This window comes from Paracoccus onubensis (genome assembly GCF_003591515.1).
GTDB classification, from domain to species: Bacteria; Pseudomonadota; Alphaproteobacteria; order Rhodobacterales; family Rhodobacteraceae; genus Paracoccus; species Paracoccus onubensis.
Genome location: NZ_QZCG01000008.1, coordinates 12,565 through 27,796 on the forward strand (window position 1 = coordinate 12,565; position 15,232 = coordinate 27,796).

13 protein-coding genes are annotated in these 15,232 nt (G+C 63.0%); 2 read left to right on the forward strand and 11 right to left on the reverse strand.

Going from position 1 to position 15,232, the window contains the following annotated elements; translation table 11 throughout:
• Nucleotides 1-101 precede the first annotated feature (101 nt).
• From D3P04_RS12260 to D3P04_RS12275, 4 genes are all read right to left on the reverse strand, one after another.
• Nucleotides 102-1,097: a tripartite tricarboxylate transporter substrate binding protein gene (locus D3P04_RS12260; protein WP_119749289.1), complete on the reverse strand. Its 996-nt coding sequence runs from the start codon at nucleotides 1,095-1,097 to the stop codon at nucleotides 102-104.
• A gap of 54 nt (nucleotides 1,098-1,151) precedes the next feature.
• Nucleotides 1,152-2,204, reverse strand: a complete 1,053-nt coding sequence (locus D3P04_RS12265; RefSeq protein WP_119749644.1) for a PdxA family dehydrogenase — start codon at nucleotides 2,202-2,204, stop codon at nucleotides 1,152-1,154.
• A 145-nt stretch (nucleotides 2,205-2,349) separates the two neighbouring features.
• Entirely contained in the window at nucleotides 2,350-4,092 is a 1,743-nt protein-coding gene (locus D3P04_RS12270; protein WP_119749291.1) for a dihydroxyacetone kinase family protein, read from the reverse strand.
• Nucleotides 4,089-5,027: a sugar phosphate isomerase/epimerase family protein gene (locus D3P04_RS12275; RefSeq protein ID WP_232844994.1), complete on the reverse strand. Its 939-nt coding sequence runs from the start codon at nucleotides 5,025-5,027 to the stop codon at nucleotides 4,089-4,091. Before D3P04_RS12275 ends, D3P04_RS12270 begins: the two co-directional genes overlap by 4 nt.
• 153 nt (nucleotides 5,028-5,180) lie before the next feature.
• Between D3P04_RS12275 and D3P04_RS12280 the strand changes: the two genes are divergently transcribed.
• Entirely contained in the window at nucleotides 5,181-5,867 is a 687-nt protein-coding gene (locus D3P04_RS12280; protein WP_232844995.1) for a GntR family transcriptional regulator, read from the forward strand.
• A 112-nt stretch (nucleotides 5,868-5,979) separates the two neighbouring features.
• On the opposite strand, the gene D3P04_RS12285 is transcribed toward D3P04_RS12280, so the two are convergent.
• From D3P04_RS12285 to D3P04_RS12310, 6 genes are all read right to left on the reverse strand, one after another.
• On the reverse strand, nucleotides 5,980-7,146 hold the full coding sequence (locus D3P04_RS12285; protein ID WP_119749297.1) for an iron-containing alcohol dehydrogenase: 1,167 nt from the start codon (nucleotides 7,144-7,146) through the stop codon (nucleotides 5,980-5,982).
• A gap of 1 nt (nucleotide 7,147) precedes the next feature.
• Nucleotides 7,148-8,530 (reverse strand): aldehyde dehydrogenase family protein, encoded by a 1,383-nt coding sequence (locus D3P04_RS12290; RefSeq protein ID WP_119749299.1) that lies wholly within the window; start codon nucleotides 8,528-8,530, stop codon nucleotides 7,148-7,150.
• Between the two features lie 28 nt (nucleotides 8,531-8,558).
• Complete coding sequence (locus tag D3P04_RS12295) at nucleotides 8,559-9,926, reverse strand: glutamine synthetase family protein (protein ID WP_119749646.1); 1,368 nt, start codon at nucleotides 9,924-9,926, stop codon at nucleotides 8,559-8,561.
• Between the two features lie 73 nt (nucleotides 9,927-9,999).
• A complete protein-coding gene (locus D3P04_RS12300; protein ID WP_119749301.1) occupies nucleotides 10,000-11,040 on the reverse strand; it encodes a TRAP transporter substrate-binding protein in 1,041 nt (346 codons plus the stop codon).
• Between the two features lie 51 nt (nucleotides 11,041-11,091).
• Entirely contained in the window at nucleotides 11,092-12,420 is a 1,329-nt protein-coding gene (locus D3P04_RS12305; RefSeq protein WP_119749303.1) for a TRAP transporter large permease, read from the reverse strand.
• Complete coding sequence (locus tag D3P04_RS12310; protein WP_408634377.1) at nucleotides 12,420-13,055, reverse strand: TRAP transporter small permease subunit; 636 nt, start codon at nucleotides 13,053-13,055, stop codon at nucleotides 12,420-12,422. Before D3P04_RS12310 ends, D3P04_RS12305 begins: the two co-directional genes overlap by 1 nt.
• A gap of 91 nt (nucleotides 13,056-13,146) precedes the next feature.
• On the opposite strand from D3P04_RS12310, the gene D3P04_RS12315 reads away from it, so the two are divergent.
• Complete coding sequence (locus D3P04_RS12315) at nucleotides 13,147-14,013, forward strand: MurR/RpiR family transcriptional regulator (RefSeq protein ID WP_119749305.1); 867 nt, start codon at nucleotides 13,147-13,149, stop codon at nucleotides 14,011-14,013.
• 110 nt (nucleotides 14,014-14,123) lie between these two features.
• Here the strand turns inward: D3P04_RS12315 and D3P04_RS12320 are convergent, their stop codons facing one another.
• Nucleotides 14,124-15,143 carry a phosphate acetyltransferase gene (locus tag D3P04_RS12320; protein ID WP_119749306.1) on the reverse strand — a complete coding sequence of 340 codons (1,020 nt, stop codon included), beginning with the start codon at nucleotides 15,141-15,143 and terminating at the stop codon, nucleotides 14,124-14,126.
• Nucleotides 15,144-15,232: the final 89 nt, after the last annotated feature.

Sequence of the window (15,232 nt, forward strand, 5' to 3'; positions counted from 1 at the left end):
TCTCCCTTTCCGCCTGCATGGCAGGGGAGTTCATCACCCTGCCCCATTCCAACAGGCAGGCCCACGGATGATACCCGCAGGCCCGCTTCGGTCAGTGATTTTTACTCTGCCGCGGTCCAGCCTTCCGCCTGGAAGACCTTGACCGTGTTATCCTCGTTCGTCTGAATGAAGGAGGCAAGCTCCTCGTCCAGCAGAACGGCGCCGGTCTGCGAGGTCTTGGTCAGGTAATCCTGCCATTCCGGCGTTTCGGCAACCTTTTTCATGGCATCCTCGTAGAAGGCCACAACCTCGGGATCCGTGTCCTTGGGCAGCCACACCGTGCGCGGCATCTGGTAGCTTTCGATATCCAGCCCGGCTTCCTTGCAGGTCGGGATATCGTGCCAGCCCATATCGTCGCCGATCGGCTCGCTTTCCGCCATCCGCTCGGGCGAGAAGACGCAGAGCGGGCGCACCGCGCCAGCCTGCCACTGGCCAATATTCTCGTTCGGGTTGTTCACATTCGCCGCGATATGGCCGCCGGCAAGCTGCACGCCGGTTTCGCCGCCGCCGTTGAAGGGAACATATTTGAAATCCGCGCCCGAGACCTGCTCGATCAAGGCCACCAGCGTCTCGTCGGTATCCTTCGACTGGCTGCCCCCGAAGGTAATCGTCCCGGGGGCTTCCTTGGCCGCGTCGATCAGATCGGTGATGGATTCATAGGGGCTGTCCGCCTTGACCCAGACCAGAAACTCATCCAGCGCCAGCGTGGCGACGGGCTGCAAATCCTCGGTCGTATAGGCAAGCTTCGCCACATATGGCAGCAGGTAGACGTTATTCGTGCCGAAGATCAGCTTGTTCGGATCACCGGCATTCTGGCGCGCATAAAGGAACGCCTCTGCGCCCGAGCCTCCGCCCTTGTTCAGCACCACCATGGGCGCGTCCACGATGTCGTTGCGGGTCAGCGCCGACTGGATGGTACGGGCAAAATTATCGGTGCCGCCGCCGGCGCCCGACGCAACAACGAATTCGATCGGGCGATTTGGCGCCCATTCGGCCATCGCCGGAGCCGCTACCATCACGGCGGCGGCGGTTAATAATGCGGTTTTGATCTTGGTCATGGTTTTCTCCTCCACTGAATTCACCTCTGACGGATTACGATCCGGGATAGCGGCCTAGCCGGCCACCATCGCGCTGGGTCTGACCTCTTCGGTCGCCCAGCCTGCGGGCAATGGTGCAATATCGCCGCGCTTGGGATTCAATTTGGCCAGATCCCAGCCCAGCCGCGCCGCGGTCAGGGTTGCGCCCGGATCCGCCTTGCCCTGCCCCGCGATATCGAAGGCGGTGCCATGAGCCGGGGTCACGATCGGGAAACCATAGCCCGCGATCAGGGTCACCCCCCGGTCGAAACCAATCAGTTTCATCGCGATCTGGCCCTGATCGTGATACATGGTCAGCACGGCATCGAATTCGCCGCGCGTGGCGCGCACGAAAACGGTATCGGACGGGATCGGGCCCTTGGCCGGGATGCCCTCGGCCACGGCGGCCTCGACTGCCGGAGCGATGATATCTTCATCCTCATGCCCGAAATTACGGCCGTCACCCGCATGCGGGTTCAATGCCGCGACACCGATCCGCGCGCCGGGTTTTCCGGCACCGGCCATGACTTCCGATGTCAGGCGCAGGCTGCCCAGAATTCGCTCGGTGCTGAGCGTCCCGGCGACCTTGCTCAGCGGGATATGCGAGGTCACGCGGGCATTCCAGACCTCGTCCAGCACATTGAATTCGCGGCCGCTGCGTTCGGCATCCAGCACCATGTCGATGAAACCGATCTCATCGACATAGCTGGGACGGGCCAGCCGCATGGAATGCTTGTTATAAGGGGTGAACATCACCGCATCGGCGATCCCGGCCCTGGCAAGACGAAGCACGGCGGCGAAATTCTGCAACGAGGCCGCGCCGGCTTCGGGGCTGGACACACCCAGCTTTACGCTGTCAGCGGGGCAATTCGCCAGGTCGATCAGCACCTGCCCGGCAGGCATATCATCCCCGGGCCGGACAACCGGCAGATCAAGCGCGACACCCGCATGTTCGGCGCCCATCCTCAGGACGCTGGCATCACCAACCACGATCACGTCGCGGTCCCGCATATCCTCATGTGCCAGAAGTTTTGCCGCCAGTTCCGGGCCGACGCCCCCCGCATCTCCTATCGCGAGCGCTATACGCATATGCGAATCCTCCATTTAGCGTTCTGTATACAATATTTAGCATTTGGTCTAGAATTTTGTTCCCGCGCCATTCCATGACGGATATCGGGTCCAGATCGGATGCGGTTTCCTTTCGCCGTCACGAAGCCATCAACTTTGCGATAAGCTATGCTCGTTTAAAATTAGTTAACCACGAAAGGCCTTTCGTCAGTTCTTCGGCGATCACTCTTGCACATAGGGCCAAAGATACGGCCCCCGCATCGGGATGGCCGACACTGCGTTCCGCCAGTGGACGGGCGCGCCCCAGTTTCGGCACCAGATCGGCGGTCGCTTCCGCCGCCTTTGTCCCCGCCTGAGCCGCGAGAACCCATGCCTCTGCAAGCGGCCGCCCTTCATCGGTGGCATCTCGCAGGGTTTCAACGAAGGGGGCGAAGGCATCGACCAGCGTCTTGTCACCCCGCTGCGCTCGGCCAAGCCGGATCACCGCGTCAAAGGCATCCTGCGCGCCCTGCGCCACAGTCGCGGCATCGGGTGCGGCCTGATCCGACAATGCCTGCCCCCATGCCCGCAGCGACACGCCCCACAACGCACCGGATGTACCCCCGGCCCGATCGGCCCAGGCATCGCCCGCCAGCGACAGCACGGTGGCCGCCCCCGCCCCGGCGTCAGCAGCCTTCGCGGCGGCATCCGCAGCCGCGGCCGAGCCGCGCGCCATGCCCTGACCATGATCCCCGTCGCCCGCCTGCGCATCGATCCGGCCCAGCTCTTCCTCGGCCTCGGTCAAGGCTTCAGCCAGACGGGCCATCAGCCGGGCGATACAGGCACCGGTCTTCTGCGATTCCGGCGAAGCGGGCGGAATCTCGGGCGCGGCCTCGACCATCGCCGCAACCTGCCGGCCGGGCGCGGCGGGCGCCACATGGCCGCGCCGGAATGCCGGCGTATCTGCGGGTGCGCACCAATATTCCTGAAGCCGGTCATCCAGCCATGTGATCGACAGCGAACAACCCGCCATGTCCAGACTTGTGACGAATTCGCCGATCTCGGGCTGAACCGGCGTCAGGCCCGCCGCGTCCAGCAGCCCGGTCAGGTGATGCCAAAGAACGAACAATTCCTCGTATTTCGTACGGCCAAGCCCGTTCAGCACCACGGCCACGCGACCGTCATGCCCTTCGGGCCGTTCAGCCAGAAGCGGGTCCAGCAGCATCCGGGCAAGCTCGGCAGCGGGCACCATCTTTTCGTCGCGGATGCCCGGCTCGCCATGGATGCCAAGGCCCATGCCGATCTTCCCGGCCTCGACCGTGAATAACGGAGCCTCCTGACCCGGCAAGGTGCAGCCGTCGAAGGCCACGCCGAACGAAACGGTCGCGCGGTTCGCCTGTTCGGCCACCTCCATCACAGCATCCAGCTCCAGTCCGGCCTCGGCCGCAGCGCCAGCGATCTTGAAAACCGGCAGATCGCCCGCCACGCCACGCCGTTTGGCCTGTTCCTCGCGCGAGGCGCTGGCCACATCGTCGGTTACCGCAAGGATCCGCGCATCGATCCCCTCGCTGCGCAACCTCTCTGCCGCTGCGCCGAAATTCAGCACGTCGCCCGCGTAATTGCCGAAGCCAAGGATCATGCCGCCGCCCCGGTTCGCCGCCTTGGCGACCCCGTAAACCCATGCCGTCGATGGCGATGCAAAGACGTCTCCGGCAACCGCGGCATCCGCCAGCCCCGCGCCGACATAGCCCAGAAAAGCCGGGTAATGCCCCGATCCGCCACCGACCAGCAGCGCAACCTTGCCCTCGGATCCCGGCGCGGCACGAACCGCCCCATGTGGCACCGCGACCACGCGATCGGCATAGGCGGCGCAAAAACCCGCCAGCGCTGAGGCGGCGAACTGGTCCGGCTGATCAAATACCTTGGTCATGTGCGGATCGTCCTTCCCGACAGGATGCGCCTGATATAGTCCCGGTTGGCGGCACTGACCGACAAGCCGTCGCCGCCGTAATGCTCGACGAGGAAAGGACTGTCGAAACCCAGTTCCAGCGCCCGCCTGATCGCCGTGCGCCAGTTGATCGTGCCCCCCAGCAGCGGCGCCGGATGGGTCATCACCAGACCCGAGGGATCCTCGATCCGGTAATAGTTCTTCACATGCCAATAGCCGGCATAGGGCGCGCATAGCTCGATCATTTCCGCCCAGGGCTCGACCGGACGATGCAGCCGGATCAGGTTGCCGATGTCGATATTCAGCTTGACGGCAGGGTGATCCACCTCGGTCACGAAGCGCACGGAATCGCGGGCGGTGCCCAGATAGGTATCCTCGTACATCTCGAGCGAGATCCGGATACCGCAGCTTTCGGCATGCTGGCCCAACTCGCGGATGCGGCTTACGGCAAGGCGGTAGATGTCGGGATCGTCGGGGTTCTGCACCCCCTGTTCAGTCCAGAACCACAGTGCCTTCATCTGTTTCGGCGACAGCGGGCCGAAGAAACCGAAGCTGACATGGCCGATGCCAAGTTCGGCGGCGGTGTCGATGACGCGGTGGCTATAGGCCAGATATTCGTCGCCATGCTGCGGGTCGATGACGCTGCGCCGCGCCGTCGAGATCGCCGGGACGGACAGGCCAAGCCCTTCGCAGATCGAGACAAATTCAGCCCGCCGCGCAAGATCCAGATCGGCGATGCGCAACCATGAATCGGTCGGATCCACCGCGTCGAACCCCGCATCGGCAACGTCGGTCAGACTTTCGGCCCAGATTTCGGGCGCTGCATCCTGCACCAGACGTCCATCCGGCAACCTGCCCCCAAACGGAATCATCGCCGCCGCGATGGGCCATTCCTCTGCTGTCCAACGTTGTGTCACGCCTTTCCTCCCGATTCTGCTCCTCTGGCGGCTTCGCTAGCATGGGCATTTTCTATAATCAAGTATTTTGTATACAGACTTCAGAACGCATCATTGACTTACGGCCCGGCTGCGCATAGCCATTTGGAATAATTGACGAGGAGGTCTAGCAGCGTGGCGAATTCCCGGATGTCGGATGAACCCGAGATGGAGATCAAAATCGAGCGCCAGTCATTGCATGATGCAATTCTCAACCGGCTGCGAGATATGATCATCGAAGGCCACCTGCCTCCCGGTGCGCGGCTGAACGAGGGCCAGCTGGGCGCCCGCCTTGGGGTATCGCGGACGCCACTGCGCGAGGCGATCAAGTTCCTGGCCAGCGAAGGGCTGGTCGAGCTGGTTCCCAGCCGCGGCGCGATGGTCAAGGAATTCGGCGCCAAGGAGGTGCTGAACATGTTGCAGGTCGCTGGCGCGCTGGAACAATTCGCGGGGCGCTGCGCGGTCGAGGTCGCTTCGGACAAGGGGATCGCCGCGGTCCGGGCGATGCATGACGAGATGCTGGTCTGTTATCGTCGCGGCGACCGGCTGGATTATTACAAGCTGAATCAGGCCATTCACACTGCCATCGTGGCGCTTGCCGACAATGACACGCTGTCCGAGATTCACGCGCGGCTTCAGACCCGGCTGAAACGAATCCGCTTCATCGGACATGAAGGCCCCGAAAAATGGGCCAGCGCCGTGGCCGAACACGAAGAGATGATGGCGGCGCTGGAAGCCCGCGACGCGGATCGCCTGGCGAAGATATTGGGCGAGCATCTGACGCGCGCATGGGAACGGGTGAAGGACGGGCTGGAAAGCTGACCGGCAACGCGCGATCGCCCGCGGCCCCTGTTCGGCTTTCCGGCCAGTTCACCAATCACCGGAATAGCCGCCGCACAGAATGGATGTGCCCAGGATTACCCTTGGCGAGCAGCTACATACATGTCCCGAAAAGCGCGCGGGTGTTTTCGCGCGTCATCTCGACCGGATTGCCGCCGCAGGAAGGGTCCTCCAGTGCGATTTCGGTCAACTCGTCCAACCTGTCCGCCTCAACGCCCATCGCCGTCAGGCTTTCGGGGATCGCAAGTTCGGCCCGCAGTTCCATGATCCGGGCGCGGAAGCCGTCGAAGCCGCCCGCAATGCCCAGATAACCCGCCGCCGCCGCGATGCGGTTCTCGATCGCGGGGCGATTGAAGTCGAGAACCATCGGCATGACAACCGCATTGGTGGTGCCGTGATGGGTGCCATAGGCCGCGCCGACCGGATGCGACAGCGAATGGATCGCGCCCAGACCCTTTTGAAAGGCGACCGCGCCCATCGCTGCGGCACTCATCATATGGCCACGCGCCGTCAGATTTTCGGGGTCGCGATAGACGACCGGCAGATTCTCGAAAACCAGCCGCATTCCCTCCAGCGCGATGCCCTGGCTCATGGGATGGTAATGGGGCGAGCAATAGGCTTCGAGGCAATGCGCCAGCGCGTCCATGCCGGTGCCCGCAGTAATGAATTTCGGCATCCCCACGGTCAGGGCCGGGTCGCAAATGGTGACGACCGGCATCAGCTTCGGATGGAAGATGATCTTCTTCTTATGGGTTGTCGAATTCGTCAGCACGCCTGCGCGCCCGACCTCACTGCCGGTGCCCGCCGTGGTCGGAACCGCGATGATCGGCGCGACCCGACCGGCATCGGCGCGGGTATACCAGTCGCCTATATCCTCCAGATCCCAGACCGACAGATCCGCCCGCTGCCCCGCCATCAGGGCAATCATCTTGCCCAGATCCAGGGCAGAGCCGCCGCCGAAACAAATCACCCCGTCATGCCCGCCGGACCGATAGACCGCGATCCCCGCCGTCATGTTCGCCTCATTCGGATTCGGATCCACATCTGAGAAGACCGCGCGACCAAGCCCGGCATCCTCCAGCACATCCAGAGCGGCGGAAGTGATCGGCAGCCCTGCCAGCGCCTTGTCGGTCACCAGCAAAGGCTTGCGCAGGCCCGTCGCCTGAACATGTTCGGCCAATTCGCCGATGCGGCCGGTACCGAACTTGATCGCGGTCGGGTAGGTCCAGTTGCGGCTGGGAAGATCGTTATTGTCGCTCATGTCAGACCTTTTTCAGATGATAGGATTTCGGGCGGGTGACCGACAGGTAACCCAGATAGGACAGAGACCCGCCACGGCCGGTATCCTTGCAACCGGTCCAGCACAGGGCCGGGTCAAGATAATCGGCGCGGTTCATGAACACGGTCCCGGTCTCGATCCGGGCGCCGATCCCGGCGGCCTTGTCGTAGTCCTGCGTCCAGATGCTTGCGGTCAGACCGTAAGGGCTGTCATTCATCAGCCGCACTGCCTCGTCATCGCCGGAAACCTTCATGATGCCGACGACCGGGCCAAAGCTTTCCTCGGTCATCACCCGCATCGAATGATCCACATCGACAAGGATCTGCGGCGCAAGATAGGCGCCGCCGTCATCCGCCGGGAAATGCGCCGGATCGATCAGCGGTGTCGCACCCTTGGCCAGCGCCTCGGCGATCTGTTCGCGGACGGTCCGGGCGAAACGGATATTCGCCATCGGGCCAAGCGTCGTCGCCTCGTCATTCGGATCGCCCAGTCGCAGCGCATTGACCCATGCGACGGACTTTTCCACAAAGGCATCATACAGGCTTTCATGGACATAGATCCGTTCTATCCCGCAGCAGCACTGGCCCGAATTGAACATAGCCCCGTCCATCAGCGAATCCACCGCCGCGTCCAGATCGGCATCCGCGCGCACATAGCCCGGATCCTTGCCGCCCAGTTCAAGCCCCAGCGGTACGAAGGTACCCGCCGCCGCCCGCTCGATCGCCCGCCCGCCAGCGACCGAGCCGGTGAAATTGACGAAGTCAAAGGCACGCTCGCCGATCAGGGCCTCGGTCGTGGCGTGATCCAGCACGATATTCCGGAATACATCCTCCGGAACACCCGCGGCATGGAACGCCTGCGCCAGATGCTCGCCCGCAAGCAGGGTCTGGCTGGCATGTTTCAGCACCACGGCATTCCCGGCGATCAGGGCCGGGATAATGGTGTTGATCGCCGTCAGATAGGGATAATTCCAGGGCGCAATGACAAAGACCACACCCAGCGGTTCCCGCGCGATGTATCGGCGGAATGTATCGCTGTCCTCGACCATCTTCGGGGCAAGGGTTTCGGCGGCGATCCCGGCCATGTAATCGGCGCGATCCCTGACGCCGCCCATCTCGCCTTTGCCGAAGCGGATCGGGCGGCCCATCTGTCCGGTCAGATCCGCCGCGATCCGGTCGCCCATCGCGATCAATTCGGCCACCCCCGCCCTGACCAGCGCGATGCGCTCATCAAGCGGACGCGCTGCCCATTCCTTCTGCGCCGCGCGGGCGCGGGCGACCGCCGCACGCGCCTCATCGGGCGTCAGGGGAACACGCTCGGCATAGACCGCGCCATTTACCGGGGAAATCACTTTGATCGGTGTCATCTTGTCCTCATAAGGGGAGCGCCGTTTTTCACGAACGCTCGAACAGGCGTTGAAGCTCAAAATCGGTGACCACGCGGTCGGTCTCGGAAATTTCCCATTGCGCCGCGTGGTGGTAATGCTCGACCACCTCATCCCCGAAGGCCCTGCGATAGGTTTCCGACACATTCAGCAGGGCCGCGGCGTCACGCAGGTTGCGGGGAATCTCGCGCAGGCCCTCGGTGTGATACATGTCGCCCTTCATCTCGGCGGGCAGGTCCAGCTTGCGCTCGATCCCGTTCAGCCCGGCGGCCAGCAGCGCGGCGCAGGCCAGATAGGGATTGGCGTCCGAGCCGGGAATGCGGCATTCGACGCGGACGGCCTTTGTCCCCTCGCCGCAGATGCGAAAACCGGCGGTGCGGTTGTCGATGGACCAGACGGCCTTGGTTGGCGCGAACAGCCCCTCGGTGAAGCGCTTGTAGCTGTTGACATAAGGGGCAAGGAAAACCGTCATCTCCTCGGCCGCCGCCAGTTGGCCTGCCACGAAATGCTTCATCAGTGCCGACATGCCGTGTTCATCCCCGGGATCATGGAAGGCGGGCTTGCCCTCCGGCGTCCACAGCGACTGGTGGACATGCGCCGCCGAGCCCGCCTTGGCGGTGTCGTATTTCGCCATGAAGGTGACCGATTTGCCTCTGGCCCAGGCGATTTCCTTCACCGCCTGCTTGATGATCGTGTGATTGTCGGCGGTGTCCAGCGCGTCGGAATAACGGTAATTGACCTCGGCCTGACCGGAATCCGCCTCGCCCTTGGTGTTCTCGACCGGGATGCCCGCGCCGTAAAGACCGTTGCGGATGGTCCGCATCACGTCTTCTTCCTTGGTCGTCTGGAAGATGTGGTAATCCTCGTTATAGGCCGAGATCAGGGTCAGTGTGCCGAAACCCTGATCGCGAAAGCTTTCATAGCTGTTGTCGAACAGATAGAATTCCAGCTCTGTCGCCATCATCGGCTTGAACCCCATCTCGCGGGCGCGGGCCACCTGCCGTTTGAGGATGGCGCGGGGCGAGACGGCCACCTCTTCATGCGTGTGATGATCCAGCAGATCGCACATCACCATGGCGGTGCCCGGCAGCCATGGCAGGCGGCGCAATGTCGACAGGTCGGGTTTCATCACATAGTCGCCATAGCCCTGCGACCAGCCCGCACTGCGATAGCCGGGAACGGTCTGCATTTCCATGTCGAGCGCCAGCAGGTAGTTGCAGCAATGCGTTTCCCGATGCCCGCCATCAAGGAAAAAGGCGGCATGGAAACGCTTGCCGAACAGGCGGCCCTGCATATCCGGGGCGACGACCAGAACCGTGTCGATCTCGCCGGTATCAAAGGCGGCCTGCAGGCTTTCAAGCGTCAGGTTTGCGGGCATATGAGAATCCATTCACCGAAAAAATGGCAGGACTCCGGCCGGGCAGATCATCCTGCCCGGCCGGATCACCGGATCAGCTATAGCGATAGGGACGCCCGGCCTTGGCCATGACATCGTTATATGTCTTGAAGATCCCGACCACCTTGGCCTTCACTTCGGATTCGGTCGCGATCTCGTCCCAGAATTCGCGCGCCTTCTCTTCGACCGTCGCCCATTCCGCGTCGGGGATCGAGGTCAGCTCCAGCTTCGGCCCGTTGACCCGCAGATCGGCCTCGCCGCCCCAATACCACCACTGGCGGTAGTAATGCGATTGCTCGAAGCAGACCTCCATCAGCAGCTTCAGATTATCCGGCACTTCGTTCCAGCGGTCGGCATTGGCAAAGAAATGTCCGATCCATGCACCCGAGATATTGTTGGTCAGGAAATATTTGGTCACATCGGCCCAGCCGACCGTGTAATCCTCGGTGATGCCCGACCATGCGATACCGTCCAGCTCTCCGGTCTGCAGGGCGACCTGAATATCCTCCCATGGCAATTGCATCGGCACGACGCCGAATTGCGCGAGAAACCGTCCCGCCGTGGGGAAGGTGAAGACGCGCTTGCCTTCAAGATCGGCAAGGCTGTTGATCGGATCCTTGGTGGCGAAATGACACGGATCCCAGGCCCCCGCCGAGATGTGCTGAACGCCCACCGCCGCATATTCCTGTTCCCAGATCTCCTTCAGCCCGTATTGGTTGAACAGCACCGGCACATCCAGGCTGTAACGGCTGGCAAAGGGAAAATAGCCGCCGAAAACCGTCACCTCGGTTGGCGATTGCATGGAATCGTCATCCGACTGCACCGCGTCGATAGTGCCGTTCTGCATGGCGCGGAACAGCTCGGATGTCGGGACAAGCTGATCTGAATAGTAAAGCTCGATCTCCATCTGCCCGGCGGCAATCTTGTTGAAGCGTTCGATGGCGGGCTTGCAGACATGCTCGCCAAGCGCAGCACCGGCATAGGTCTGCATCCGCCATTTGATCGGCGCCGATTGCGCATGCACAGCAGGCGCGGCAAGCGCCCCGGCCCCTGCAAGCGCACTGGTGGACAGGAATTTCCGTCTGGTCGTGGTCATGTCTTTACCTCCGTTGGGTTGCGGGGCGGTTCCTGCCGCCCCTGTCTTTCGTCATTGTCCGTAAACGAGATTGGGCAGCCACAGCGCGATCTGCGGGAAAGCCATGATGATGATCAGGGTCAGGATCATGATACCCACGATCGGCACGATCGAGCGGTAGATGTCGCCCAGCGTCACATGATCGGGCGCCATCGCCCGCATCAGGAACAGGTTATAGCCGAAGGGCGGAGTAATATAGGCGACCTGACAGGTGATGGTGTACAGAATTCCGTACCAGATCAGATCGAACTCCAGCGCCTGCACCAGCGGAATATAAAGCGGCGCGACGATGACCAGCATGGCGGTATCGTCCAGAAACATCCCCATGATCAGGAACGAGACCTGCATCAGAATGATGATCTGCCAGCGTGTCAGCCCCAGATCCTCGAGGAAAAAGCCTTCGATTGCACGCACTGCGCCCAATCCGTCGAAAACCGCGCCGAAGGCCAGGGCCGCCAGCAGGATCCACATGAACATGCAGGACACGCCCAGCGTGCTGACCATGCAGCTTTCCCACACCTTGCGGGTTAACCGCCGTTTCATCAACGCGACCAGCGTGGCGATAGCCGCACCGACAACGCTGCTTTCGACAAGGCTGAAATAACCCAGCACGAAGGGCACCATCATCCCCGCAAAGATGATCACTGGCAGGAGCCCCGCGCGAAGCAGGCCGATCTTCTCGGCCCAGGTGATACTGGCCAGTTCTTCCCGCGGCAGCGGCGGGCCGAGCCTTGGGTTGATACCGCAGCGGATCACCACGTAAAGCAGGAACATCGCCGCCATCAGCAGCCCCGGCAGGATCCCGGCAAGCCAAAGCTGCCCCACAGGCTGCCGCGCGATCATCGAATACAGCACAAGCACGATCGAGGGCGGCACCAGGATTCCCAACGACGATCCGCCCTGAATGATCCCCGTCACCATCCGCTTGTCATAACCGCGCTTCAGCAGTTCGGGCAGGGCAATGGTCGCGCCGATGGCAAGCCCGGCCACCGACAGCCCGTTCATGGCCGAGACAAGGACCATCAGCAGGATCGTCCCGATGGCCAACCCGCCGGGAACGGGGCCGAACCACACATGGAACATCCGGTAGAGATCGTCGGCAAGCCGGGTCTCGGACATGATGTAGCCCATCCAGACGAACATCGGCAGGGTCAGCATCGGATACCAGTTCATCAGCTTGATCGTGCTGGTAAAGGCGATATCGTGCCCGCCCTGACCGCCCCACAGCATCACCGCGGCAAGCACGGCAACGAAGCCGATTCCGGCAAAGACGCGCTGCCCGGTCAGCAGCATCGCCATCATCCCGGCGAACATGGTGATCGCGATATATTCGTTGGGCATCAGATCCGCTCCCCGCGCAGGGTGGCGATATCGCGGATCAGGAAGGCAATGCTTTGCAGCAGCATCAGCAGCACGCCGACACAGATCACGATCTTGATCGGTGCCATATAGGGTCGCCAGACGGTGCGCGACCGCTCGCCCACCTCGAAGGCATAGATCGTACTCTCGACCCCGCCCCATAAAGTCACCGCCAGAAAGAAGATCAGTGCCAGAACGGTCATGCTGTCGATGACCGCCCGCCGGCGCGGCGACCAGTGGCCATACAGCAAATCCATCCGGACATGGGCGTTCAGCATCAGTGAATAGGCGCCGCCAAGGACGAAATAGCCGACCATGGTGAACTGGGCCATCTCTTGCGTCCACAGCGCCGGGCGGAAGAACGCCTTGGTGATAACCGACCACAGCAGCACGCCAGCCAGCACGAGAAACAGATACATGGCGATGCGGCCTATGCGGTAATTCACCGCTTCCACGATCCGCACGAAGGCGATTGCTGCGCGGGGCATGGCTATGGCCTCTGCGGCGGAACGGGAAAGCGCAACGGCCAGCCCGTCCGAGATTCGGCACGAAAAGCCACAAAGCGCCCGGATGCAATCGATTCCATGATGCGACTCGTCTCCCTGTTTTTTGATCAAGCGTTCCCTTGACAACCCGATTCTGTCAAGAATTTTTCTGAACGAAATTTTCTGTTACAAATGTTTCTGATTCAGGAGGACGAGGCCAAAGATGAAGATCGAAGAGAAAATGCGGGCATCCCTGGGCGGGCTGACCCGCGCCGAACGGCAGGCGGCCACGCATATCCTGTCGCATTTCCCGATGTCGGCCCTGGGTTCGATCACCACTCTGGCGCGGGCGGCGGAAGTCTCCTCGCCGACCATCGTGCGGCTGGTGCAAAAGCTTGGCTTCCGGGGCTATTCCGACTATCAGGCCGCGCTTCGGACCGAGGTGGAACGGCTGTTGGTCGCGCCGCTCTCTCTGCCCGAAGGCGCGCGCGAACCGCAGGCCCATCCGATCCAGTCCTTCGCCGCGCAGGTTGTCGGCAATATCGAGGCAACGCTGGGCCAGATCCCGGCGCAGGATTTCAACGGCGCCGCGGAAATGCTGGCCGATCCGGCCCGCAAGGTGACCGTGATGGGCGGGCGGCTGACCCATGCCCATGCCGATTACATGGCGACGCTGTTGCGGGTGATCCGCCCCGAGGTGACCTATCTGGCCGACCACCTGACCGACTGGCAGCAGGCATTGCTGGACATGCGCGCCGGCGACGTGACGGTGATCTTCGACATCCGCCGCTACGAATCGAACGCGGTCCATCTGGCGGAACTGGCCGCCGCCCATGGGGTCAAGGTGGTGCTGATCACCGATCGCTGGCTGTCCCCCGCAGCCGCCCACGCGACCCATACCCTGCCCTGCCATATCGAGATGCCCGCCGCCTGGGATTCAACCGCCACGCTGATGGTGGTGGTCGAGGCGCTGCTGGCGCAGGTTCAGGGTCATCTGCCCGATCAGGTGCAAGAGCGCCTGAACCGCCTGGAAGACGTCTTCGCCCGCACCCGCGTCTTCCGTGCTCCGAAGATGAGCGGACGGGTCTAGCGGCAGAGACAGCGGGGTGTTCAGCCGGGCTCAGGCCACGCGACCCGCCTGTGACCGGCAATTCCAATCATCCTTCCTCTCCGCTGCCCTTTGTTGCGGGACCTCGCCTCTCACATTGTCCGGTTGTGTGCTGCCTGTGTTTTTGCGGGATCGGGGCTGTGTTGTTGTTGATGTTTACCGGCCTGCACTGCGGTGATCGCGGCGGCGTATATGATATCCTCGGTCGTGCATCCTCTCGACAGGTCGTTTGCGGGCTTGTCCAGGCCCTGGAGGATCGGGCCGATGGCGGTCAGTCCGCCCAGGCGCTGGGCGATCTTGTAGCCGATATTGCCGGCGGCCAGATCGGGGAAGATGAACACGTTCGGGCGCCCGGTCAACCGGCTGCCGGGGGCCTTGCGGGCCCGGATCGCCCCGTCAAGCGCCGCGTCGAACTGAATCTCGCCATCCACCTCCAGATCGGGATCGGCGGCGCGGATCAGGGCCAGCGCCTCGTGAAGCCTGATCAGGCTGGGATGCTCGGCCGAGCCGGCGGTCGAGAAGCTCAGCAGCGCGATCCGCGGCGTCTCGGCCAGCACCTGCCGGCAGCTTCCGGCCGCCGAAAGCGCGATGGCGGCCAGCTCATCCGCATCGGGCGCGACCACCAGACCGCAATCGGCGAAGATCATCCCGCCCCGGACCGGCGCCTCCTTCGCGCAGGACAGCATCAGGAAGAAGCTGCTGACGATCCCCGCATCCGGCGCCCGGCCGATGACCTGCAGGGCCGCGCGCACGGTCTCGGCCGTGGTGGCCACCGCCCCGCCCACCGTGCCGTCGGCCTGACCCAGCCGCACCCGCATCGCCGCCTGACGGATCGGGTCGCGCATCTCCTCCAGCGCCCGGGCCGCCGTCATGCCCTTCGGCGCCCGCAGGCGATGCCAGTGACCGGCAAGCTCGGCCAGATCGGGCGCATCCGCCGCGCGCAGGCCCCTCACCCCCGGCAAATCCGGCCCGTCCATCAATGTGATCCGCGCCAGCCCCTCCTGCGTCAGCCGCAGCGCGGCCCCGGCCACGCGCGGGTCCCCGCCCTCGGGCAGGATGATATGGCGCGGAGTGGCGCGGGCATCGGACAGGATGCGTTCCAGCGGTTTCATGGATCTTCCTCATGCTGTGACATGCGGGCCAGTGACGGTGAAAGACGGTCACCGCAGCGGGCGCGCCGGAATCTCCGGGCAGGCATTGC

Excerpts from the sequence above, each read along its gene's own strand:
- D3P04_RS12260 (WP_119749289.1), bottom strand. The coding sequence starts at position 1,097 with ATGACCAAGATCAAAACCGCATTATTAACCGCCGCCGCCGTGATGGTA.
- D3P04_RS12265 (WP_119749644.1), bottom strand. The coding sequence starts at position 2,204 with ATGCGTATAGCGCTCGCGATAGGAGATGCGGGGGGCGTCGGCCCGGAA.
- D3P04_RS12270 (WP_119749291.1), bottom strand. The coding sequence starts at position 4,092 with ATGACCAAGGTATTTGATCAGCCGGACCAGTTCGCCGCCTCAGCGCTG.
- D3P04_RS12285 (WP_119749297.1), bottom strand. The coding sequence starts at position 7,146 with ATGAGCGACAATAACGATCTTCCCAGCCGCAACTGGACCTACCCGACC.
- D3P04_RS12290 (WP_119749299.1), bottom strand. The coding sequence starts at position 8,530 with ATGACACCGATCAAAGTGATTTCCCCGGTAAATGGCGCGGTCTATGCC.
- D3P04_RS12295 (WP_119749646.1), bottom strand. The coding sequence starts at position 9,926 with ATGCCCGCAAACCTGACGCTTGAAAGCCTGCAGGCCGCCTTTGATACC.
- D3P04_RS12300 (WP_119749301.1), bottom strand. The coding sequence starts at position 11,040 with ATGACCACGACCAGACGGAAATTCCTGTCCACCAGTGCGCTTGCAGGG.
- D3P04_RS12305 (WP_119749303.1), bottom strand. The coding sequence starts at position 12,420 with ATGCCCAACGAATATATCGCGATCACCATGTTCGCCGGGATGATGGCG.
- D3P04_RS12315 (WP_119749305.1), top strand. The coding sequence starts at position 13,147 with ATGAAGATCGAAGAGAAAATGCGGGCATCCCTGGGCGGGCTGACCCGC.
- D3P04_RS12320 (WP_119749306.1), bottom strand. The coding sequence starts at position 15,143 with ATGAAACCGCTGGAACGCATCCTGTCCGATGCCCGCGCCACTCCGCGC.